Below are 21980 nucleotides of genomic sequence, written 5' to 3'. Positions count from 1 at the left end.
AATGGTGCTCCGGCTCGCACTGCGCCAGCGGGCGGATTTCAGATGGCGAGTGCGACATCGATCCAGAGCACTCAATCATCTGAAATTCACCAGCTTGAAGACTCGGTGCCCTTGATGCTCAATCGATCTTGTCGAGGGTCGTCCATGATCCCATGGCTCCGGTGAGTGGACTGATGCGTAGCGGCCGAGGCCTCCTCGCCGCGCGACGACCACGATGCCAACACAATGAGCGGCGAGACTCGGAGGCACCACGTGGCGCGATCCATCGAGACGGTATTCATGGTCAACCCCCTTCGATCCTCACCGGTGGGCATCGATGAGGGGATCGGACGAATTCTGGAAGAATCGGGCGTTGTCGACTATGTCGCGATGACCGACGTACTGGGCGCCGCGAGTTTTGTCCCCGCGCAGTTCGGCCCGGAGAATCCGGGCGACGCTCCAGACGCCGGTTCATGGTTTGATCCCGGGATCGCGTTGGGCGTGATGGCCACGCGCCATCCGAATCTCGGGGTCCTGTACGGGGGTATCCCCGCATTGCGACGCGGACCGGCTGAACTGTTTCGGGCGGGTCTGACCCTGGCGAGCCTGACGGAAGGAAGGGCACTCTGCTGGATCGGTGTCGGTGAGCGTTACAACACGGTTCCCTTCGGTTATGACCGTGCAGAAGGTCTGGGCCGCATCGAAGATCATTTCCGGCTCTACAAGCTGCTGTGGGAAGCTGATGCCCCGTTCGACTTCGAAGGGAACTTCTGGAAGTACGAGCGTGCTTTCCTCGGCCACGAGCGCACCCATAGGCCCGAGTTCTGGGCACTTGGCGGCGGTCCGAAGCTGATCGAACTCGCGGCCAGCCATGCGGACGGTTGGATGACGGTGATTCCGGCGGCGGCACCGAGTCCGGAGGCGTACGCCAAGCGTGTCACCACGGTGCGGGAGGACGTCGAGCGCGCAGGTCGAGACCCTGACGCCTTCGGTTTCGGGATCCAGCCGTTGCTGATGATGCATGAGGACCCGGATGTCATCGAGGCAGGCCTGCAAAGCCCGGTCGTGCGGCTGTTGGCCAGCATGTGGGGTCGCTTTCCGCATGCGTCCTGGCGTGACGAAGGCGTCGATACCGTCTTCCCGGACGGTTGGGATTATTCGCTGCACTGGGACGCCCTGAGCCTCTCACATGCTGAGATCGACTCCTTGCTGCAACGCATTCCAGATGAAATGGTGCGGCGGTCGTTTCTGATCGGGACCCCGAGCGAGGTCACAGAAGTCGTTCAAGCCTATGTGGACGCGGGCGCGACGCAGGTCGCGCCCTTCGACCTGCTCGGTTCCTGGGGCGGCTCGGAGGTGACTCTTGACGCGTGGACGCCCGACACGGTGAGGTGGCAGCTCGAGATGTTCCGCGAACTCAAGGGCTAGGTGCCCGACAAGGGTGCCGTCGCGACGTCCGGGTGGTCAGGGGCCCGACACCGAATCGATTGCGCCACAACCAGATGATCCGCGCAACTCAACGAGAAAGGAGCTGATTGGCGCGTGCCCTCGACTCATCGTCGTCGAGCATATGGACCAGCAACATCAGGTGAGGATGCTCGAGCGGTCGCAGCTTGACGACGCTGACCCGGATTGCGCCGACCTCGGGGTGTTCGATCGTCTTCAGACGATCTTCGAAGCCCTGTACCTCATGGCGCCCCCAGATGTCCCGGAAGAAGGCACTCTCGTTTGTGAGCCTGCCGATGATGCGGCCGAAGTGCGGATCACCCGGATACTTGGCAGCTTCGGCTCGAAACCGCCCGACGGCGATCTGGGTTTCACTTTCCCAGTTGGCCAGGTGGTGCCGTACCTCAGGACACATGGCCTGGATCCACAACGCATTACGATCCTCTTGCGGCAATGCCGACGGATCGACGAAGATGCGGGCGTAGGCACGGTTCCAGGTGATCAAGTCGGTAGCGGGGAGCATGAGTTGAGCAGGGTTCGGCAGCAAGCTGTCGACGAGGTTGACGAGGCTGTCGCCGACCTGCGGCCGCTCGGGCTGCACTGCTTTCGGGGTGACGCCGGCGAGTCGGCGAAGATAGCTGTGCTCGCTGTCGTCCAGCTGAAGTGCGCGAGCCAGGGCCTCGATGACTTGGGGGGTGGCGTGGATGTCACGGCCCTGCTCCAGCCACGTGTACCAGGTGACGCTCATCGCCGCAGCATCGGCAACCTCATGTCGGCGTAGCCCTCTGACTCGGCGTCGGCCACGTCTGGGGATACCGATGTCCTCTGGTTGCAAGGACTCTCGACGTACCCGAAGGAACTCCGCGAGCGCCCCGCGTCGGGCTTCATCCCCAGATGAGGTCGACCGGCTGTCGTTGGGGGTGAGCGTAGCGCCCAGCGTGGGCGTAGGTGTGTGTCGCAGGTGATCGCGGCGCGATGCCGCGACGTCGGAGGACAGGGGCTGCTGCCGTGGGACCCGACGCGCCGTGTCCCCGGTGGGAGCGTCTATGCCCATGGTGAGCAAACTACACTGCACCGACTAGTTTGGTTTCACTTTTGGTTGAGGAGCCGTAAGGATGCGGGGATGACGACCGCCACCGGGATACGCCGACGTGGACGCTCGCTGCAGAAGCGCCTGGCGATTCTCGAGGCTGCCCGGGCACTGTTCATCAGCGACGGTTATGAGCTCACGAGCGTTGATGCCATCGCGGCAAGGGCGGGAGTGTCCAAGCGGACGGTGTATGACCATTTCGGTGACAAGGAAGGGATTCATGCCGCGGTGTTGGATGGTGTCACCGCGAAGCTCACGGTGACCGTCCAAGCTGCATTGGAAGAGGAGTTGGCGGCGGGCTGTGATCTGCGTGCAGGGCTGCTGGCGTTCGCTCGCCGCGTCGCTACGGAGGCGCTTCCTTCCTCGGATTACGCCGACTATCGGAATCTGACCACCCGTCGTCCACCCTCTCAACGGAATCCACGGTCCGTCGGGAACGCGCCCGGCGAGCTCTTCGTACAGCGCATGCAGGTGTTCGCCGATGAGGGGGTCATCAGAACCGAGAACCCGCGTCGCGCGGCCCAGCACTTCGTAGCGCTGACATTCCAGCTGGCACTCGACACCCTGGATCCCACACAGACCGGCGCGTGGGACGCAGTCGACGAAGTCCTCGTCGATGGCGTCGATGTGTTCGTTCGCAGCTACACCTGACAGCACAGAGGTGCCCCCGCTCCTCGTCTGATGGAGCGGGGGCACCTACTGGTGGTGGTGCTTATCAGCTGTTGCCGTTGGTTGTCGTCGCGTCGGGCGGAACGGGAATCTCGAATGCGTTCAGTACCAGAGACGCACCCAGGTACGTTCCCGCGAGGTTGATGATGTCGACGAGCCCCTGGTGCCCGAACGCCGCCTCGGCGGCGTGGTACAGCTCATCGTTGACCCGATAGGTCGAGACGAGCTCTTGCACGAATTGGGCGGCGATCAGCTCGTTGTCGGTCAGACCCGCGCCGATCGGGGCTTGTCCACTTGCCAGCAGCGCAATCGCGTCCTGGGGGACGTTGTAGAGGCCGGCCACCAACTCATGCGCATAGACCTCGTACGCCGAGCCCCACAGCCCGCCCACCGAAAGGATCACGATCTCCTTGACCTGGGGGGTGAGGGAGGCCGATGCGAAGGAGTTACCGACGCCGAAGAGCGCCTCGCCGATTGTCGGGTTGTAGAGGTACGCATTCAGCGGGCCGATGAGCTGTCCCTCCGGGCTCACGAGCTGGATGCCGGTGGCCGCCTGTGTCGGAACGGCGATTGCCAACATCGCTTCGGCCAGCGCCACCTGTTGAGGGGTTGCGCTTGTCAGATCGAGCAACGGCAACCGACCGCCCAGGCCGTTGGGACCGTCCGCCGGGAACGGCGGGGGGTTGGGCGTTGGCAGCACACCGGGCCCCGCCGACTCTGGGCCCTGTAGCTCAAGTGCGTTCAGCAGCAACGACACTCCAAGGTAGGTGCCCGTGACGTTGACCAGGTCGACGACACCCGTCAGCCCGAACGCATCTACTGCGGCCTCGTAGAGCGCATCACTGACCCGGTAGGTCGAGGTGAGTTCTTGTACGAACTGAGCGGCAAGCAGATCATCTCCGGTAAGGCCCACCGGGGCCTGTCCGTTCGCCAACGACTCAATCGCGTCCTGCGGAACTCCGTAGAGGGTCGCCACGAGCTTGTGTGCATAGAGCTCGTATGCAGAACCCCACAGCCCGCCTGACGCCAGGATCGCGATCTCCCGGATGGAGGGGGAAAGGGATGCCGATGCGAGGGTATTGCCGACCCCGAACAGTGCCTTCCCGATTGTCGAGTTGTAGATGTAGGCATTGAGCGGACCGATGAGCCGTCCGTCTGCATCCAGGAGCTGGATGCCTGTGGCTGCCTGAGTCGGGATGGCGATTGCCAGGATCTCGTTGTACAGCGCCAGCTGTTCCGGGGTGGCGTTGTCCAGATCAAAATATGGGAGCCGGCCGCCCAAGCCACCGGCGCCGCCGTCATCGCCATCGCTGCCCGTACTGCCGGTCGCGCCGCTGACTCCGGCCGCCCCGGGTCGGCCGAGCACACCACCGGAACCGCCTCTGCCTCCGGCGCCCGCCAGGCCGGCGGCGCCACCGAGACCGGCCGCGCCACCGACGGCACCGCTGTCGACGATAGAGCCGTCGGGCAAGGTGATGACGGTTGCACCCCCGGTGCCCCCGTAGCCGCCGGCACCACCGAGACCTGCCGCGCCGCCGCTGCCGCCGGCACCACCGCGGCCAAGCAACAGCGAACCGTGACCGCCAGCACCACCGATACCGCCGGCACCACCGGCACCGCCCTCACCGCCGGGACCGCCGTTGTCTTCACTGTTCAGAGCCGCATCCACACCGTGAGCTCCGGCACCACCGATACCGCCGGCACCGCCGGCACCGCCGGCACCGCCGACACCGAACAGCAGCGCACCGTGACCGCCGGCACCACCGTTGCCGCCCGCGGTTCCATCACCGCCCCGACCACCGTTGACTCCGGTCGTGCCCACTTGGCCATTCACTCCGGCGCCGCCTGCGCCACCATTTCCACCCCGCCCGGCCAGCAGACCGGCGTTGCCACCCCTGCCGCCGGCAGCGCCCAGGCCGCCGGCGCCACCGATGCCGCCGTTGCCCGACACCAGTCCGCCGTGGCCGCCGTTGCCGCCGGCGACCCCTGCCAGGGTGCTCGACCAGCCGGCGCCACCGTTGCCCACCAACCAGCCACCACTGACGCCATTGACGTGGGCCGCAGTACCGTCGGCCCCGTCGCAGATCAGGCCGCAGCGACCGCCGAAGGCGAACAGCGAGTTGATCGGCACGAACAGTCCGGTACCGACTGTCGGCGAGGCGGGATTGGCAGGCGGGATGTTGTCGATTTCCCGCACTGCTAGTGAGAGAGCGCCGGCCAGCTGTCCGACCGGTGCGACTGGCGTTGGGTTGTTGGCCGGGCGTGATTCCGCTTCGGTGGGGTTGGTGCGAGGCGCCTGAACTGGGCGTACGTTCCGCTCCGGGGTGTTATTCGTCGGATCCGACGAGTCGCTTGCCTCCGGTGCCTCCGGTGCCTCCGGTGCCTCCGGTGCGACGGGGGCGGGGGCATCTGTGTTGTCGGCGCCGCTCGATGCGTCGACCTGTTCGTCGTCGGAGTCACCAGCGGCGGTGTCAGAGTCGCCTACGGAGCCATCGGGTCTGCCGGCGCGCTCTTCGGCGTTGCCGTCCTTCCGGCCCGGAATCGCGGAGTCTTTGTCCTGCGTGGGTGTTCGGGACGACCTGGTGCCGGATTTGGTGCTGCTCGAGGATTTGGTGCTGTCCGGATCAGTATCGCCACCTCCGTCTTGTCGGTCGGACACCCGGGAGTGGCGCTTCTGCGATGGAGACGTCGACTCAGCGGACCGGGAATTCGACCCTTCCGACGACGATGCCGAACTGCCTGATGATTCGGACCCGGTGTCCGAGGAGTCGGCGGAAGCGACACCGTGGCCCGTCGTGATGGCGACGCCCAACCCGAAGGCCACCGCACCCGCCCGGAGCCACTGAGTACGCGCGTCACCGTGGGGTTGAAGACGCCTTGCGGTAGTCGAAGACGTGTTGGTGCGACGCGCATCCCCGACCTTGTTCGTCGCTTCAGATGCGGTTTGTCCCCGTGCTTCGCCACGGGTGCGTCGGTCGGTGTGGCTCAGTGGCCCGGGCGTCGTAGAAATGTCACTCAACTCCTCGCTGATTCGCCTAGTCATCGAATTGTTGCGTCGGTCACAAACTGACAGGCCCGCTGTTTATAAGCGGGAGATCCGCGGAGGGTCAATGAATGCGAGGGGGTGCAGAGGGGTGCTAGTTATACCCGTATACCGACTGGCTCCCGAGGAGCTCCGGACGCTGGCGAATCGCTGCTGGCGCCCTCACTTATGATGGTATTGCGAGCGCTCCCATAATCACTCCCCGCGTAGGGGACGTACCCATACCGCCCTTCATCGCCGCGAATATCCCGCCTGCTCAATGGGTTTGACGAGCGATGGCTTGATGCTCCAGGCGACGCCGATGAGGCCGACGGCCTGACCGGCGCTAGCGGGTGCTGACCGGGTCGCCGCGACGTTTGGTCTCCAGCCGGTGCCAGGTCCACCAGAACAGCAGCGCGGCGGCCACCGAACCGGCAGCGGCCAGCCACTGCGAACCCAGGAACAGGTGCCACTCGGCGGGTTCGTCGTTGAGATGGGCCGACGCCCCGCGCAATACCTGCACCACGCCCAGTGCCAGGCTCGCCGACCCGGCGGCGCCGACCAGCACGACGAACACCGTACGGAGTGTGTAGCGCGTCGCCGCCGGGGAGATCACCGCCCGGATCCGGTCGGTGCGGGCCAGGAAGTGCGACGCGGCGCAGGCCACGATGAGCGCCACCGCGTCGGCAGCCAGGGTGTCCGAGAGCCGGTGGGCCTTGATTATGACCGTGTAGGCACCGATTCCCACCGCCCAGGTGAGCGTGAAGAACATGGCCACACCGCGGAACCGGTACGGCATCACGATCAGCGTTGCGAACAGCAGCGACATCGCCGCGGTGGTGTGCCCGCTGGGCAACGTGTTGTCGGCGAACGTGCCGTTGATGGCGACCAGCTCGGGGCGGGAAAGCACGTGGTACTTCAGCACTTGGGTGACAGCCTGCCCACCGAGGATCACCCCCACCCCGGCTACGGCCAGCCAGACCTGGCGACGCAGTAACCCGATCACTCCGACGATCACCGCCGCTGCCAACTGCGACGTCACCGTGATGGTGTGGAACTGGTCCAGCGCGGCCCGACGCACCGCGGCGTCGACCTGGGTGGCGCCGCGCAGCGCCGCGTCCTCGAACCGCTGGCCCGTCGTCGTGTACACGGCCAGCAGGTAGACCACGGTGCCGAACAGCAATGCGGCGATCAGCACTGCCGTCCACCGGTGCCGGGCCCGACGCAGCCGGTCGTTCCCGTCGAGCGCCACCCGCCTTTCGGTTCTCGTCACCGCCCCAAAGCTCCTATCCGTGCGTTCGGCTCGAACCGAACCTCAGCGTTCGACCGAGCGTATCGGCCGCCTGTGTCCCTCACCGTTTGTACGCACAGGGCGTGGCCGCCCGCAGAATGGGTCTATGACGTATGGGCTGAGCTTCGCTCTGACGCCGGTGGACACCGTGGCCGTGGTCGACCTGGAATCGGCGTGCGCACTGTTCGGCCGGGAAACGTTGCCGTACCCGCTGGGGCGGAGCCGGCCCGTCGGGTCGGTGTGGCTTGCCACCAGAGCTGGCGCGCCGATTGCTGAGCTTCTCGCCGGTGGGGACCTTCCGGGAGTCCGATCGTGGGTGGAATCCCTTGTGCGAAACGATGTCTGCGTGGAATGCCGGGTGCTCCCCTTCGACGCGCAGACGCCGGAGTTGCGGCTGCACGCGTTGCGTGCGGGCGAGTCCGGGTTCGTTGCGGTGCAGACACGCGATCAGGACGGTGTGGACGTCGTCGACATCTACTCGGTGGCGCCGGACGCGTTGGCGGCCACGATCGCAGAATCGGTGGGACTGGTCGGCGCAGGTGCGCACCCACGTATCGCGGTGGCAGGAGGCGGCAATCACTTGCCAGAGATGCCGGATACGGCTGAGCAATACGATGACCTCGGTTTTCCTGTACAGCATGCCGAGTCGGACGAACCGCCTGCGCGTGTCTGCGACGTCAGCGAGGTCGTGGCGACCGGGACGGTGCAGACGCGTTGGGCGGGGGACCGGCAGCGGGGGACGGACCCGCAGAGTCGAACCCTGCAGTGGGTGCAGGTCAGCGACGACGGGGACTACATTTACGAATTCGACGGCCACGCCGAACCGCTGACCAAAGACATGCTGCGCAGCTTCATCGAGGGTTTCATCGCAGAGGGCATCGAGAGCACACGTGCGCGCCTGATGTGAAGGCAGGGGAATGCTCTGTCAACATCATTCGGCGGTGAACTTCTCGTCGTCGAGCCGCTGCAGGCCGCGGCCGTCGACGAGCTCGTCGCGGAATTCGGGGTGCTGCCAATAGAACCGCACCCAGTCCCGGAGTGCTGCGGTGTTCCCGGTGATGGCATCGGCCATCAGCATGGCGCTGCGGCCTTTGGGTAGTACGAACACGATGACCTCGTTGAACGGAGTGCGGCCTCGCGGTGAGTGATCCAAAATCTGCTCAATCTCATCCCAGGTGCCGCGGCGAAACGTGCCCCATTGACCATTCCAAACTGCGAAACCGCTTGAATTCACACGCAGATGGCCCCCACCCTGGTGCTTGAACATCCGGTATAGGGTCGGCGCGCCGAATGCGACGAGAAATCCGCAGCCGACGGGGACGGCCGTTCGCATCACTCCCGTTGGAACGTAGTCGATCATGCTGAATGGCGCGAAGACCAGATAAAGCAGTGCGGCGACGAAGACCGCGGTGGTGGCCGCAATGAATGAGACGTCAGCAATTTTGTCCGCCCGAATCACGGTGCCCGCTGCACCGTGCTCTGCGCGTGGTTTAGCAGCGTGCAGCGTTGTGTAGAGAAAATAGACGGCGAATCCAAACGACCAGACCGTCAGTCCCAGAACGATTGCGGCAGTCAAGTAGCTCCCGCGGGACAGCCATAGTGCTGTCCACATGGTCGCGAAAACTCCAAAACCGATTAGGACAATCGAGAGCGCTAATGCGCGCGCAGGACTCTTCATCGCGGACAGAACGTGTTGCCGATCCAATTGCCTAGAGCTTGACCGCCCCCAGAGGCAACAAGGACTGCCGGTACGACCAGCCAAGGTGCCGATCCAGCTGTAGCCACTCCGGCGAGGGTCCCCGATGCGACCGAGGTAGCTCCCTCCGCCGCCGCGACGCACCTTTCGAACGTTGAATCCGCGACCGCCACGTCCCATAGGGCAGTCGCGATACCGATGGCGGGTCCGCCGTATTTGGCACCCACACGGATGTGTTCAGTTGCCTCTTCGGTGAGCATCGGGATGCCATGTCCTGCTTGGGCCTCCAAACCGCTGAAACCGGCACTGGCTGTACCCATGATGGGGTGATTGAGGAGGTTCAATGGAACATCTGCGTGACGACCATCTGGTGTTGTCACGGTGGCGGTTCGGCGGCCGTCGGGGCGTTCGATCAGGGTCGTGACTGTGCCGTCGGCCAGCTTCATCGTGGTCACCTTCGAGTTCGTCAAGCTGTGATGACCGAACTCATTGAAGGTGACAGAACTCGTGTCTGCAATCAGGTTTCCGTCCTTGTCGAAGTGTTGCTCGGTGATCGCTGGACTGCGATCTGTGAACGCCGAAGTCGCATTCGCCGTCCTGACACGTTTACTGCCGTCCTGCATTACGTAGGTCGTCGTTGTCGACATTTCCTCTCCCGTGACGGGGTCGTACCGGGACTCCACCTTGATGTCGCGAATCGTCTGCGCCATATCCGTGTCCCGGAGCATGGCCTGTTGCAAGAAGCCGACAGGGTTCGACGGATCGGGCACATCGTCACCCGGCTGTTGCGTGCCTGGCGTCAGCATGCTGCCCGGGTCGTTCAATCTGGGCGGTTGGAATCCGTGCGGCTTGGCAGCGGCGGTCACCGCGGCGGCGGTGGCGTCGTCGGCAGCACCCACCGCCAGCAGCAGGCCGTTGACGGTGATCTGTTCGGCCTGCGCGCGCCGCTCCAGCTCCGCCGCCTCCTCGGCGGTCATCGCGGCGCCGGTGATCAGGACCACCCACTGATCGCTGACGTGTAATTGACCGGTCATGTCGATCTCGTCGGCTTTGTTCAACAATGCGGTTCGTGTTTCGCCGATGGTGCCGGCGCCGTCCCGAAACGCCGCGCCGACGTCCGTGGTGTACGCCGCCAAGGCGCCCGCCGCATCCGCGGCGCGTCCGAACATCTTGGCCGCCGCGGTGTGGGCGTGCCCGGACCACGCTCTGGTCTCGGGCATGGTGTCAATGTTGCTACTCATCGTGGCGACCGCATCGGCGACAGCTCGGCCGCTGTCCTCGACCGCTTGTCCGGTGAAGGCAAGGGAATCGGGATTCCAGCGCTCCAGCCGGGAACGAGATGGGAGCACGGGTCAGAAGATCCCCTCGAAGCTGTCGGCCAGGTCGGTGTCGGTCACCTCGTAGCTGTTTGCCGCGCCGCGCACTGCGGTGCCCATGTCGGCGACGTTGGTGGTGATCTGGTCGACGATCTCGGTGACGTGGGCGCCGACGAGCCGCGCGGCCCACTGGGTGGTCGATCCGTCCAGGCCGTCGGCCGCGGTGGCCACCTTGGTCCCGACGTCGGCCTCGCGGATTCGTACCGCGGCGGTGTCGACCTGCCCGGCGAAGGCGCGCAGAACCTCGGGGTCGACTTCCATGGCGGCCAGATTAATGCCCCCAGAGGGGCCGGCAGTGCACCAATTTCAATCCCCTCGGGCGGACTGAACAGCAAGAAAGCCCTGGCCGGACAATCCGGATCAGGGCCTTTTGGCCGCACCAACACGAGGCGCGGAGCGCGGGTGGCTCGAAATTTCCGCTCTCAATTTCAAGGTTGAACAGGCAAACTTGAAATTGCAGCTCTGAAATTCAAGGTTTGACAGTCAAGCACTGATGGCCTCGTGGACGATGCCAGATACTGGGCGGTTCACCGCGAAATGGGCGACCGTCAGCGCCGTCCCAGTGTGCGCGCGTCACCGGACTGCGCTCTGGTCTCGGCATCGTGTGGATGTTGGTGCCCATCATGGGCACCGCATCGGCGACAGCTCGGCCGCTGTCCTGAACAGCAAGAAAGCCCTGAACCGGCTAGGGATCAGGGCCTCTGCGATCACACGAGTCGGGTTGGCGGGATTCGAACCCACGACCTCTTCGTCCCGAAGGGCCCTGACCAATCTGAGACGGGTGTCTTGACGCAACTTCTGAGACAACGGTACCTGGCACTATCTGTCGGACAATCAGTCTCGATGGCCGTGAACGCCGAGTTGCATCATCAGCCTTCGCGTCGCGTATGGGCTTCCGTCAACTCTGCGCTCAGTCGCCATCGGGCGGGGTGCTCATCAGCGACTGGCTTACCTGTCTTAAGAGTGATGTGGGCAGATACGCAGAACTCGTCGGCGGGGTTCCACTGGACTCCCGCTGCACCGAAAGGCTTCACGAGCCTTCTCGCACCTAATGCAGCCCATCGTCGATCAAGAAGATGCTCCTGCAGTCTCGCTGCTGTTCCGATCCCTAGCGCTTCAAGCCGTAGCGCTTCGGCACCTCCATCGGAGCCCTCATGGCTCTGATAGGCGCTGATGATGCCGTCTAGATGTACCGGGACATGACGTTGGTAACGGGCGTGTTGGCTTGATGTGAGGAGAACCTCCGGGTGGGGTGTGGCTTGTCTAGGTCCACCACCGTCCGGAGGTTCTCGTGTCCCACCGTAATGCTCGTACGACGTTTCATGGCCGGCTGCTGATGGTGCGCCGGTATCAGGCTGGCTGGTCCAAAGCCCATATCGCCAGCGCAATGGGAGTGTCACGCAAGTGCGTGCACACCTGGGTCAGCCGGTTCGAGTCCGAGGGCGAGGCCGGACTGCTCGACCGATCCTCACGTCCGCACACCATGCCCACTCGCATTCCGCGCGGCCTGGAGAACCAGATCGTGGCTTGGCGGCGACGTCATCGCTGCGGCCCGGACGAGATCAGCGCCAAGCTGGGAATATGTGCCCGCACGGTGTCGCGGGTGCTCAACCGGCGCCAAGTGCCGCACCTTCGTGATTGCGATCCGATGACCGGTCAGGTGATCCGAGCCTCGAAGTCCACCACCGTGCGCTACGAGCGGGACCGACCGGGCGAACTGGTGCACATGGACGTCAAAAAGCTGGGCCGCATCCCTGACGGAGGTGGCTGGCGGGCGCACGGGCGGGAACGTGCGCCGGACCGAGACCGCAAGCATGGCAACGGGTTCGACTTCATCCACTCACTCGTCGATGACCATTCGCGGCTGGCCTACTCCGAAATCCTGACCGACGAAAAAGGCGCCACCTGCGCGGCCTTCCTGCACCGAGCGGCAGCCAACTTCCGCGCCCACGGCATCGCCACCATCGAATGCGTGATGACCGACAACGCTTGGGCCTATCGCTACTCGATCGGCCACATCTGCGCCGATCTGGGCGCCCGCCAAGTGTTCATCAAACCGCACTGCCCTTGGCAGAACGGCAAGGTGGAACGGCTTAACCGCACCCTGCAGACCGAATGGGCCTACAAGCGTGTCTTCACTTCCAATGCCCACCGCGCCGCAGCCCTTGCACCCTGGCTCGAGTACTACAACACTCAACGGCGTCACAGCGCACTCGGCGGCCTCCCACCGATCAGCCGGCTGACACCAACGTCATGACTCAGTACATCTAGAGCTGGTTTCACGATGCTCACTACCGAACTAACAGGTCCGAATTGCCGGGTATCCGTGATTTGCAGTCGGATCAGGAATCGTGTTGGCGCAGATGCGGTCTCGGTTGGAGATTTGGCGTGCTCCCGAATGGCGTTCCACACTGGCGCTGGCTTATCCAGCGAGTCCACCGGAACTTCGAATAACGCGCCAATCTGCCTTCCCGGTCTCCAATGCTCCGGCGGAGTACCGCTGGCATCGCTGTATCGGTGATAGTGCAGAGCTGCGCTGTCAGGGAGTCCGGCTTCGGGCGGCGGTGATGGCACCTGGTACCTGCGCTCAAAAGTCACTTCGCTCGCCATCAGAGGTCGAAGTGCCGTGCCGCCGACGTTGTAGAGCAAGACATTCTCAGTATCGACAAGCGCGCCGTCATCGGCTGCGCAGTACAGGGCATGCAACCTGCCCGACGATGCATAAGCGAGTCCCTGCAGATTTCGACGCAGTTCGTCGCGCATGTCAATCAGCCAGCCTCGCGGCTCGAACGGCAAACGAACTGTGGACCACAGCTCGACTGCACCAGCGACGGATTGCACTTTGTACTGGTTCGGCACTACGGCAGCCTATGAGAAACCAGCAACCGTAGTTCTGAGACTCGGAATAGTCGGTGTGCACGTCAAGGTGTCCCGGCCCGAGGCGGCGAAGAAAACGTATCAAGTACGCAGAAAGCCCTGAACCGAACTACGGATCAGGGCCTCTGCGATCACACGAGTCGGGGTGGCGGGATTCGAACCCACGACCTCTTCGTCCCGAACCACGCCACCTGGGGTTTTGATGACGTTGGGTACGTTGGCCTGCGTAAGTTTTCCCTGCTCAGCTGCATTGGGTGGGTTGGCGCGCGCAGGAGTCGCGAAAATCTACTGCGGACTGCCTGCGGACTGAGGCACCTTGGTGGTCAAGGCCGCCTTTGATTTACCGAGAGCGGGAACCTTGAAATCAGGATGTCAGTTTGGACGCTTACTCGACGGGCTTGCAACGTCAGATCACGACGGATCCGCAACCGAAGATCACGGCTGCGAATGGCCCTCGCGTTCCTCGCATTCCTCGCTTCCACTGGTAGTGCGTTGCTCATTATTTCTGCGTGGCGGTGTCAGCTACTGGGGTCCGCGTTGCATTGGTAGGCCACCAGCTGGCTTCGCGTAGGAGTGTGGCGATGGCGGGCACGGTGAGGGTGCGCACGAGGAAGGTGTCGAGCAGCAGTCCGAAGCCGATGATGAGGCCGGCTTGGATCATGATGGCGACTGAGCCGACCATGAGGCCGAACATGCTGGCGGCGAATATAACCCCGGCGGAGGTGATTACGGCTCCGGTGTTTGCCACGGTGCGCAGGACGCCGACCCGGATGTTGGTCCCGGATTCTTCGCGGAGCCGTGAGACGAGCAGCATGTTGTAGTCGGCGCCGACGGCGACGAGGATGATGAACGCCAGCAGCGGTACGGGCCAGGCGATCTCTTGGCCCAGTACCCATTGGAAGACCACCACGCCGATGCCGAGCGAGGCGAGGTAGTTGAGCAAAACCGTGCCTAACAGGTAGATCGGTGCCAGGAGAGCGCGCAGTAGCAGGACCAGGATGACGCCGACGATGATCGTGGTGGCGATGGCCAATTGTGCGAAATCCGCCCACAGGAATCGTTGGATATCGGAGTTCACAGCGGGGAAGCCGGCGACGGACACGGTCGCGTCGGCGAGTGACGTGTTGGGTCGTGCGGTGTTGGCAATGTCGGTGATGTGGTTGGCGAGGTCCATGGCTTCGACGCTGTAGGGGTCGTTGCTGGTTTCGATCATGAAGCGCGCGGTCTTGCCGTCAGATGAGAGGAACTGTTTGGCGACGTCGGTGAACTGTCGATTTTCGAATGCGTTGGCGGGCAGGTAGAACCCGCTTGAGGAGTCGGAGTCAGCCGCTGCGCGCGAAGAGTTCTGTAGTTGGTTGGCGATCTGGCTCATGCCGGACAGCATTTCGATGTTGCTGTCGGCGAGGGTGCGGACGCCGGTGGCGAGTGATTGGGCGCCGGAGGCGAGCTGCCCGATTCCGTCCTGCAGTCGGCGGAGGTTGGTGGCCAGGTCGGCGGGGTTGCCGAGGGCTCCGAATGCCTTGTCCAGTGAGGCGACCGCGTTTTGGACATTCGCGAGGGTGCCACCGACGGTGGCGTTGGTGGCGGGATCGTAGCGGTCGCCGAGGTCGGCGATCTGGTTGAAGAATCCGCTGTCGCGCAGGGTGACCAGGATCTGCACCTGGTCGCGGATTTGGGCGCATTGTGGGGTGGTGGCACACCACGGTGAGGTGTTGAGGGCGCCGACGAGCGGGTCGAGCTGTGTGATCGCGTTTTGCGCTTGGTCGGCCAGTGGTCGTAGTCCTGGGCCGGATTGGATGGCTTGGTCGACGGCGGGGGCTGTGGCGGAAAGTTGCTGCAGTAGAGGGCGGAACTGGTTGACTTGGCTTCCCGCGGATTGGGCTTGGGTGAGGATGCCGGCCAGTGGCGTGAGGGCGGTGCGCACGGTGCTGTCGAGTTGGGCAAGGCCGTCGGCGAGTTGATCGGCGCCATTGGTGAGTTTGGTGAGGTCGTCTCTGCGTGAGTTGCCCTCGGCGACCGCGCCGGCCATTTTGTCGCCGATCTGGCCGTTCTGCCAGGCCAGTTGTGCTTGGTCGAGGCGCTCTCCGGTGGGGCGGGTGACTCCGGAAACTTTGGTGACGCCGGGGATCTGGGAGACGCGGGAGGCCATTTCGTCGAGATCGGCCAGTCCTTTACCGGTTCGCATGTCGGTGGGGTTTTCCACGACGAGGAACTCGGTGATGACGACGTCTTTGCGGAAGTGGCGGTCGAGAAGTTGGTAGCCCTGGTTGCTGGCTGTGGTGTCTGGTTGTCCCTTGCGGTCGTCGTAGCTGATTTTGATGGTTGTGGCGGCTGCCGATAGGGCGAGCAGGATGACCAGGCTGACGATGAGTAGTGGCACGGGGCGGCGGACCACGGCGACGGCGACGCTGTTCCAGTAGCGGCGGGTGCGATCGGGTTTGGGTTCACCGATGCCGCGTTTGGCGGCTAGCGACAGCACGGGTGGCAGCAGGGTGACGGTGGCCAGAAATCCGAACAGCACGGCGATGGCACATGCGGGGCCCAGGGCGGCGAAGACGCTGAGCCGCGCGAAGACCATGGCCAGGAAGGCAAGTGCGACGGTGGCGGCGGAGGCGAGGATGACGCGCCCGATGCTGGCGGTGGCGTGGATGATGGCCTGATCGGCGGGTACTTCGGCGCGCCGCTGTTCGTGGTATCGGCTGATCAGGAACACGGTGTAGTCGGTTCCGGCGCCGAGCAGGATCGCCGTCATGAAGGCGACGGTGAACTGGGAGACCGGCATGCCCAACTCGCCGAGGACAGACAGCACACCGCGCCCGACTGCCAGGCTCAACCCGATTACCAGGAGCGGTAACAGCGCGGTGAAAACCGACCGGTAGACGATTAGCAGGATCAGGGCGATCATGCCTGCGGTAGCGATTGAGATCAGCAGCAGGTCGTGCTCGACGGAGGCGATCATGTCGCTGAAGGTCGCCGGTGGTCCCGTCACTTGGACGGTCGTGGTCGAGCCGGTGAACACCTCCGCTGCGATGTCGCGCACCGCATTGATGGATTCTGAGGCCGTGGGGTCTCCGAGGGTGCCGGTGACACCGACGGGCAGGTACCAGGCTTTGCGGTCGGCGCTGACCGCCTGGGCTTCGGTGATCGGATCGGCCAGTAGGTCTTGGACCAGAAGGACGTGGTCACTTTCGGCTTCCAGCCGGTCCACGAGTTCGCCGTAGCCCTGCCGGGCAGTCGGAGTCAAGCCATTGGGGTCTTCCATGGCGACGAACACCATGGTTTTCGAGCCTTCTTCGCCGAAAGCGGCGCTCATGCGGTCAACCGTCTGCAAGGACGGCGCATCGCGAGGTATCAGGTCCACCGACTGTTGGCGCACCACGGTTTCCAGCTGAGGAAACAGCAGTGCGAGCACCACCGCGGCACCCAGCCATACCCCGATGACCACAGCCTTATGTCGGAGGGTGAACCGACCTAGCGCGGCCAGTCGGACGCTGTACTCGCGACTGTCTGCCGGGGTCGACGAGCCGTTGGCGCGCCGGCGAGAGCGCTTGGCCTGGCTTGGGGCATCTGCACTGCCGTCGGTCACTTGGCCTCCACTGGTAGCGATACTGCCGGTATCGGTACGCTACCGCACGTAGTGCAAGTGGTGACGGCGACCGGTGGTGGCCTCGCTCAAGAGCGTCATGAGTCGACTCCCCACGGGATTGCAGCGGGCCGGTCGGCCACGAATACCTGCACGGCGTGCAGGGCGCCTCCTACCGCCACCCTCGCCAGTGGCGCACGGTCACTGCTGGGGGCGGGAGTGACGACAGCCGCTGCCACGTCTCTGAGAACTCGAAGTCCGAGCGTTCAGATCGTCAATCGCTGCAGTCCGCGGAGTCCTATGGTGGCATGCGCCCCCACTGGGGGCGGCTGCGACCAGATCGTTGCGACCTACTGTGGTTTGCCAAGATGGACATGTGCGGACGCGGTCGAAGAGATGGGGCGGGCGTACCGGTGCTGAACGCCGGGCGGAGCGCCGTCGGCGCCTCATTGATGCCGCGACGGAAATCTGGAGTGAAAGCGGTTGGGCAGCAGTCACGATGAGAGGAGTGTGCGCCAAAACCGGCCTGAACGACCGTTACTTCTACGAAGACTTCAAGACCCGCGACGAGTTACTTGTCGCTGCATGGGACGGCGTGCGCAACGAGATGCTCGGTGAGGTTTCTGCGACCCTCGCAGAACACATCGGGCAGCCGCCGATGGAGACCATCCGCGTGACCATCGCCGCGGTAGTCACGCGGATTGCAGAGGATCCGGGCAGGGCGAAGATTCTACTGGCTCAACATGTGGGCAGTTCCCCGCTTCAGGATCGGCGCGCTGTCGCACTGCAGGAGGCGACACACCTGGTGATCGCAGCCAGTGAGCCACACCTGAGGCCGGAAGCCGATGAAACCGCCCTTCGGATGGACACACTGGTGGCCGTCGGTGGCTTCGTCGAATTGATCACCGCATGGCATGCAGGTTTGCTTGACGTCATCCAGGGGGAGATCGTGGAGCACACGAGTCGGCTTGCCGAGACGCTCGCCGAACGTTATTTGGTCGACGACGCTGGCCTCTAATGTTGTACAGCGGCGTTCATGTGTTCAGTCCGGAATCAAGCAAGCGGAGGCACCTCGACATTCGCGAAGCGCGGCCGGGAGGCGCCAGAAGCTAACTCTGAGGTTTGGCTTTGGTCGTGGCCGACTCGACTGCGTTCTGCAGCAGCACATAGCTGCCGAGGCTGCCCAGGAAACCTGCGCAGTGCTGAACGAGTTCATCGGTGGTGAACTCGAGTTCTCCGTCGAGCCAGCGGCGCAAGACTTCGAATAACCCACCCACGCCCAATGTCGAGGCCAAATGGGCAACGCCCACTGCGGAGTCGGCGATGTCAAGGTGAAGTCTGGCCTCACGCAATACGAGGTCGGTGAAACCGGTCATCATGTCGCTGCGTAACTCCCGAAGCAGCGGCTCCGTTGCAGATTCCACGAACAAGATCCGACCCAGTCGAGGATCGTTGTTGATCATGCTGACCAGCCCGCGGATCGGCGCGTACGCGAGCACCTCGGGTGGGGCGCCGGCATCGGGGATCGCGTCGACTATCACCTCCTGGAAGGTTGCGTAGAGCTGCTGGTAGACAGCTCGCAAGAGGGCGTCTCTGTCAGGGAAATGCTGATAGAAGTAGCGTGACGTCACGCCGGACTCAGCGCATACGGCAGTCACCGTGGCGGCGGCAACGCCGTGCGTGCCGATTAACCCCATCGCGGCCTCGATGAGACGCGTGCGCCTGTTCCGGTGACGCTCCTCGGCGGACATCCCGCTGTACACCCGCACCGATCGCACAACGCATAGCTTGCCATCTAATTCTGACTAGGCGTAAAGTCAGATCATCAGTGCCCATGACAACAGGAGAACAACATGAGCGACGATTCGTGCACGCGGCCCACCACGCGGGTCGTCCCGAAGCCCCGCCGTGTCCGATTCGACATGCCTGCCGGGACCAGTCGGCAGCACTTCGTCGATGGCGACTTGGTGATGAGCCACTTTGTGTCCACCTTGTCGGCCACGTTCCCCGAGGGCGAAGACTTCTTCATCCGGTCAGTCCGCGAGTACCGGGACCACATCAGCGACGCTGACCTGAAGGAGGCGGTCAAGGGATTCATCGCTCAAGAGGCCACCCATCGGCACCAGCATCGGCTGCTCAACGATCGCCTTCAAGCGATGGGCTATCCCACCGAGGGGATCGATCGGCATATCAAGAAGTTGGTTGGCCGACTCGAGAAGCGTTTTTCTCCCAAGATGCGCCTGGCTGTGACGGCAGCCCTCGAGCACTACACGGCGACATTCGCCGAGATCATTCTCACCAGCGACGAAGCTCAAGAACTGATCGGCTACACCGAGGTGCGGCCGATTCTGCTTTGGCACGCACTGGAGGAATGCGAGCACAAGGCCGTCGCTTTCGATGTCTACGAGACGGTCGGTGGAAGCGAACGAACCAAGGTCTGGGGAATGCGGATCGCCAGTCTCCTATTGTTCACCGAGTTGGTCATCCAGACCACCCGCTCTCTGGCCGGCGATCGTGCCGCCTACAACCCGGTGCGGTTGCTGCGCAGCCTTCGAGCCTTCCGTCATAACCCGCTGTTCAGCCGAGCAGCGATTGAGCGCTTCCGTTCCTACACCCACGCCGGGTTCCATCCCGACGACTGGGATAGCGCAGAAATCCTCGAACGTTGGACCAAGGAACTCTTCGACGCCGATGGCGGCCAACAGCTACGGAGTAATGTGTAGGTCGACAAGTACTTTTGTGGTGAAAGCCGCCATATGGAACGACCTCTTCACGACGAAGTGCGTTGCGCCGTGGCCGCATCACGCGTTCAGGCATTCCGCTGATGCGGGCGGAAGGGCCATTACCGCCGTCCCGTCAGCGTCCGAAGGCGTCTCGGCAAATCTGGACACAAGTTGGCGCCGTGTCAGCGGGCGCGCATGTCTTCTACGAATTGCTGTGCGGAGTTGCGATGCCGTTCGCGTCGGTGATTGGACCGGTGCCGGCAGCGACGGGTTGGGGCATGAGCACCGCAGTAGTACTTCGCATGGCGGAACGTGCCGATAAGCGTCACGAGGCTGTCCTCGGTGTTGTGAACGGCCTGTTCCTGACGACCGTGTTGGCTCACTTCATACACTGGCCGAAGCGCTGGAGATTTGGTGTGCCAAGCCTGTCCGAGTGCGAAGGACTATGCGGCCCACTCCTGGTGCCTTACAACGGTATTCTCTACATTTCGGGAATCAGTACTGTAGCCGGATTGCTGGAGAATGGTCGCCGAGGTGCGGTCCGTGGCGCGATCGTCCCGCTGGTGGGTGTTCCAGTTCTCCTTCGACTGCAGCGGATGGAATTCCGTCGGCTCAGTCTTCAGGCCCGGCGCAATCCTCGGTGGTGGAATCGCCGTCTGCAGATGCAACCGCCCGACCGTTCGACATCGTCAGATCCTGACCAACAGGTGCTAGGGGCAGAGTCATAGCACGGAGTCGACATGGCGAGCCGATCACCCTTCAGTCAACGGAGGGTCGAACTCCGTCAGGGGGCCATGCTTCGAGGCCGTCTTCTAGCGGCACGTGCAAGGACCGCAGCAGCGCTGAGAACAATCTCCAATTCCCGATCGCGGCGACGAGTTCGACGAGGACGGCCGGGTCCCCGTGCAACGCGCGGTGACACTCAGCCCAGGTTTCATCCGAGATGGTGCCGTCACGCAACGTCTCGTCTGTCGCCGCCATTACCGCCCGCTCGGCTTCGCCGAAGTGGCCGGCGTTCTGCCAGTCGCGCACCGCGAGCAGGTCGCGTTCGGGCACTTCGAGCAAGCGGGCAACCCTCCAGTGTTGCGTCCATTCATAGACCGAACCAGTGACCCAGCCGATTCGCATGATGATCAGCTCCCGCAGACGCGCATCCAGCGCGCCTTTCCACAGCAACGCCTCCAGCATTCCATGCAATGCAATGGCCACAGGGGGCTGATGAAGCGCGATCCTGAAAACAGACAGTTCAGCCATGGCGTCCGGAATCCCGCATTGAGCGGCGCGCTCGCGGGCATCTGTCAGGGCAAGCATGTCAACCCGGCTTTGGCTGCTCACGGTGCTTCCTTTCGGTAGGGCGCCACTTGGCGCTGTCAGGCGATCGGCACAAAGACGTTGTGCAGAGCGGGAATCCGCTCCGACTCGGCGCCGGCCAGGACGTCGAGCAACTGCGGCAGGCCCGCGAAACCCGCGACGTCGCGGGACAACTCACTAAAGGGCCACCGCCCCGAGACCAAAAGCTCGATGGCGCTGCGGTAGGCGGGGTGGTCGACGCCCAACGAACCGAAGATGCGTAGTTCCTTGAATACGAGTAGGTCTGGCTCGAAGCCCGGCGCTCCTCCGCCGCCGCGTGTGCCGGCGACCACCACGCGTCCGCCGGGCTGCGCGAGTGCGACGGCGTCCGCGAATGCGGCTGGCGCCTTCGCGGTGACGTCGACGACGACGTCTGCGAGCCGGGCCGGTCGCCATTTGCAGGGCCTGCGCCGGGTCGTCTTCGGTGACGTCGATGGTCAGGTCCGCGCCGAACTTGCGGCTCACACACCATCCGGTTGTCCGGGGAGACCGTGCTGAGCTCATCGGCGCTACGGGCACGGGGAAACCAGGCCTGCTCGGGATGTCGGGACGCCTCAACTGTGAACGGAGCCATCAGGTCTCCCAGCCAGCGGCGCTGTTCGTCGAATGTGCGGCCTGATCGGGCCGCGATCGCGGATTCGAAGATCGGGTACACCTCGTGCGGCCAATGTAGTCCGGCTTGCATCTCGGCTTCGCTCAGTCCCGGGCGTGTGTCACCAAGCGACTCGTCTCGTACCGCAATGGGTCTCGGCTCCGACAGCGCGCGACCGGATGCTACTTTTCGCCCTGATGCACCGCTTTCCGCTCCGACGATCAGTGCCGCGTCGCTGACTCCGCGCCGAATACGGCGGCCAAGGACCTCGACCAGGTATTGGGGG

Annotated in this window: 17 protein-coding genes and 1 pseudogene; 7 read left to right on the top strand and 11 right to left on the bottom strand. The window is 63.8% G+C overall.

Features of this window, described 5'->3' with window-relative positions:
- The first annotated feature begins 252 nt into the window (after nt 1-252).
- Nucleotides 253-1407, top strand: coding sequence for an LLM class flavin-dependent oxidoreductase (locus G6N53_RS01285; RefSeq protein WP_163886531.1), 1155 nt, complete (start codon nt 253-255; stop codon nt 1405-1407).
- 88 nt (nt 1408-1495) lie between these two features.
- On the opposite strand, the gene G6N53_RS01280 is transcribed toward G6N53_RS01285, so the two are convergent.
- On the bottom strand, nt 1496-2479 hold the full coding sequence (locus G6N53_RS01280; protein ID WP_237166682.1) for a helix-turn-helix transcriptional regulator: 984 nt from the start codon (nt 2477-2479) through the stop codon (nt 1496-1498).
- A gap of 69 nt (nt 2480-2548) precedes the next feature.
- Here G6N53_RS01280 and G6N53_RS01275 point away from each other — a divergent pair, with 69 nt between their 5' ends.
- Complete coding sequence (locus G6N53_RS01275) at nt 2549-3166, top strand: TetR/AcrR family transcriptional regulator (RefSeq protein ID WP_163886529.1); 618 nt, start codon at nt 2549-2551, stop codon at nt 3164-3166.
- A 64-nt stretch (nt 3167-3230) separates the two neighbouring features.
- On the opposite strand, the gene G6N53_RS01270 is transcribed toward G6N53_RS01275, so the two are convergent.
- On the bottom strand, nt 3231-5381 hold the full coding sequence (locus G6N53_RS01270) for a carboxymuconolactone decarboxylase family protein (RefSeq protein WP_163886528.1): 2151 nt from the start codon (nt 5379-5381) through the stop codon (nt 3231-3233).
- Between the two features lie 364 nt (nt 5382-5745).
- Between G6N53_RS01270 and G6N53_RS01265 the strand changes: the two genes are divergently transcribed.
- A complete protein-coding gene (locus G6N53_RS01265; protein WP_163886527.1) occupies nt 5746-6030 on the top strand; it encodes a hypothetical protein in 285 nt (94 codons plus the stop codon).
- A gap of 522 nt (nt 6031-6552) precedes the next feature.
- Here the strand turns inward: G6N53_RS01265 and G6N53_RS01260 are convergent.
- Nucleotides 6553-7479, bottom strand: a complete 927-nt coding sequence (locus tag G6N53_RS01260) for a phosphatase PAP2 family protein (RefSeq protein ID WP_163886526.1) — start codon at nt 7477-7479, stop codon at nt 6553-6555.
- A 124-nt stretch (nt 7480-7603) separates the two neighbouring features.
- On the opposite strand from G6N53_RS01260, the gene G6N53_RS01255 reads away from it, so the two are divergent.
- The gene (locus G6N53_RS01255; protein ID WP_163886525.1) at nt 7604-8404 is read left to right on the top strand and encodes an ESX secretion-associated protein EspG; all 801 of its coding nucleotides are present in this window, start codon (nt 7604-7606) and stop codon (nt 8402-8404) included.
- 24 nt (nt 8405-8428) lie between these two features.
- On the opposite strand, the gene G6N53_RS01250 is transcribed toward G6N53_RS01255, so the two are convergent.
- The 3 genes from G6N53_RS01250 to G6N53_RS01240 form a co-directional block, all read right to left on the bottom strand.
- Entirely contained in the window at nt 8429-9073 is a 645-nt protein-coding gene (locus G6N53_RS01250; RefSeq protein ID WP_237166312.1) for a hypothetical protein, read from the bottom strand.
- Between the two features lie 98 nt (nt 9074-9171).
- Nucleotides 9172-10434, bottom strand: coding sequence for a hypothetical protein (locus G6N53_RS01245; RefSeq protein WP_237166309.1), 1263 nt, complete (start codon nt 10432-10434; stop codon nt 9172-9174).
- A 111-nt stretch (nt 10435-10545) separates the two neighbouring features.
- The gene (locus G6N53_RS01240; protein ID WP_163886522.1) at nt 10546-10830 is read right to left on the bottom strand and encodes a WXG100 family type VII secretion target; all 285 of its coding nucleotides are present in this window, start codon (nt 10828-10830) and stop codon (nt 10546-10548) included.
- A gap of 1030 nt (nt 10831-11860) precedes the next feature.
- Between G6N53_RS01240 and G6N53_RS01235 the strand changes: the two genes are divergently transcribed.
- Complete coding sequence (locus G6N53_RS01235) at nt 11861-12826, top strand: IS481 family transposase (RefSeq protein WP_163886521.1); 966 nt, start codon at nt 11861-11863, stop codon at nt 12824-12826.
- On the opposite strand, the gene G6N53_RS01230 is transcribed toward G6N53_RS01235, so the two are convergent.
- Both G6N53_RS01230 and G6N53_RS01225 read right to left on the bottom strand, forming a co-directional pair.
- Nucleotides 12772-13428 carry a hypothetical protein gene (locus G6N53_RS01230; RefSeq protein WP_163886520.1) on the bottom strand — a complete coding sequence of 219 codons (657 nt, stop codon included), beginning with the start codon at nt 13426-13428 and terminating at the stop codon, nt 12772-12774. The genes G6N53_RS01235 and G6N53_RS01230 overlap by 55 nt on opposite strands.
- Nucleotides 13429-13945: 517 nt before the next feature.
- A complete protein-coding gene (locus G6N53_RS01225) occupies nt 13946-17032 on the bottom strand; it encodes an MMPL/RND family transporter (RefSeq protein WP_163886519.1) in 3087 nt (1028 codons plus the stop codon).
- A gap of 373 nt (nt 17033-17405) precedes the next feature.
- Between G6N53_RS01225 and G6N53_RS01220 the strand changes: the two genes are divergently transcribed.
- On the top strand, nt 17406-18047 hold the full coding sequence (locus G6N53_RS01220) for a TetR/AcrR family transcriptional regulator (protein WP_205390247.1): 642 nt from the start codon (nt 17406-17408) through the stop codon (nt 18045-18047).
- A gap of 91 nt (nt 18048-18138) precedes the next feature.
- Here G6N53_RS01220 and G6N53_RS01215 read toward each other — a convergent pair whose 3' ends face one another.
- The gene (locus G6N53_RS01215) at nt 18139-18780 is read right to left on the bottom strand and encodes a TetR/AcrR family transcriptional regulator (RefSeq protein ID WP_163886518.1); all 642 of its coding nucleotides are present in this window, start codon (nt 18778-18780) and stop codon (nt 18139-18141) included.
- Between the two features lie 102 nt (nt 18781-18882).
- Between G6N53_RS01215 and G6N53_RS01210 the strand changes: the two genes are divergently transcribed.
- Entirely contained in the window at nt 18883-19752 is an 870-nt protein-coding gene (locus tag G6N53_RS01210; protein WP_163886517.1) for a metal-dependent hydrolase, read from the top strand.
- 759 nt (nt 19753-20511) lie between these two features.
- Here G6N53_RS01210 and G6N53_RS01205 read toward each other — a convergent pair.
- A complete protein-coding gene (locus tag G6N53_RS01205; RefSeq protein WP_371870783.1) occupies nt 20512-21087 on the bottom strand; it encodes a carboxymuconolactone decarboxylase family protein in 576 nt (191 codons plus the stop codon).
- A 35-nt stretch (nt 21088-21122) separates the two neighbouring features.
- Nucleotides 21123-21567: pseudogene (locus G6N53_RS01200) on the bottom strand (zinc-binding dehydrogenase); the annotation flags it as partial.
- Nucleotides 21568-21980: the final 413 nt, after the last annotated feature.

This window comes from Mycolicibacterium hippocampi, from assembly GCF_010723735.1.
GTDB classification, from domain to species: domain Bacteria; phylum Actinomycetota; class Actinomycetes; order Mycobacteriales; family Mycobacteriaceae; genus Mycobacterium; species Mycobacterium hippocampi.
This window is presented reverse-complemented; position numbering and strand designations above follow the sequence as displayed.

Coding starts and splice junctions, on each gene's coding strand:
- G6N53_RS01280 (WP_237166682.1), bottom strand. CDS start 2,479: ATGGGCATAGACGCTCCCACCGGGGACACGGCGCGTCGGGTCCCACGG.
- G6N53_RS01275 (WP_163886529.1), top strand. CDS start 2,549: ATGACGACCGCCACCGGGATACGCCGACGTGGACGCTCGCTGCAGAAG.
- G6N53_RS01255 (WP_163886525.1), top strand. CDS start 7,604: ATGACGTATGGGCTGAGCTTCGCTCTGACGCCGGTGGACACCGTGGCC.
- G6N53_RS01245 (WP_237166309.1), bottom strand. CDS start 10,434: ATGAGTAGCAACATTGACACCATGCCCGAGACCAGAGCGTGGTCCGGG.
- G6N53_RS01240 (WP_163886522.1), bottom strand. CDS start 10,830: ATGGAAGTCGACCCCGAGGTTCTGCGCGCCTTCGCCGGGCAGGTCGAC.
- G6N53_RS01215 (WP_163886518.1), bottom strand. CDS start 18,780: ATGTCCGCCGAGGAGCGTCACCGGAACAGGCGCACGCGTCTCATCGAG.
- G6N53_RS01210 (WP_163886517.1), top strand. CDS start 18,883: ATGAGCGACGATTCGTGCACGCGGCCCACCACGCGGGTCGTCCCGAAG.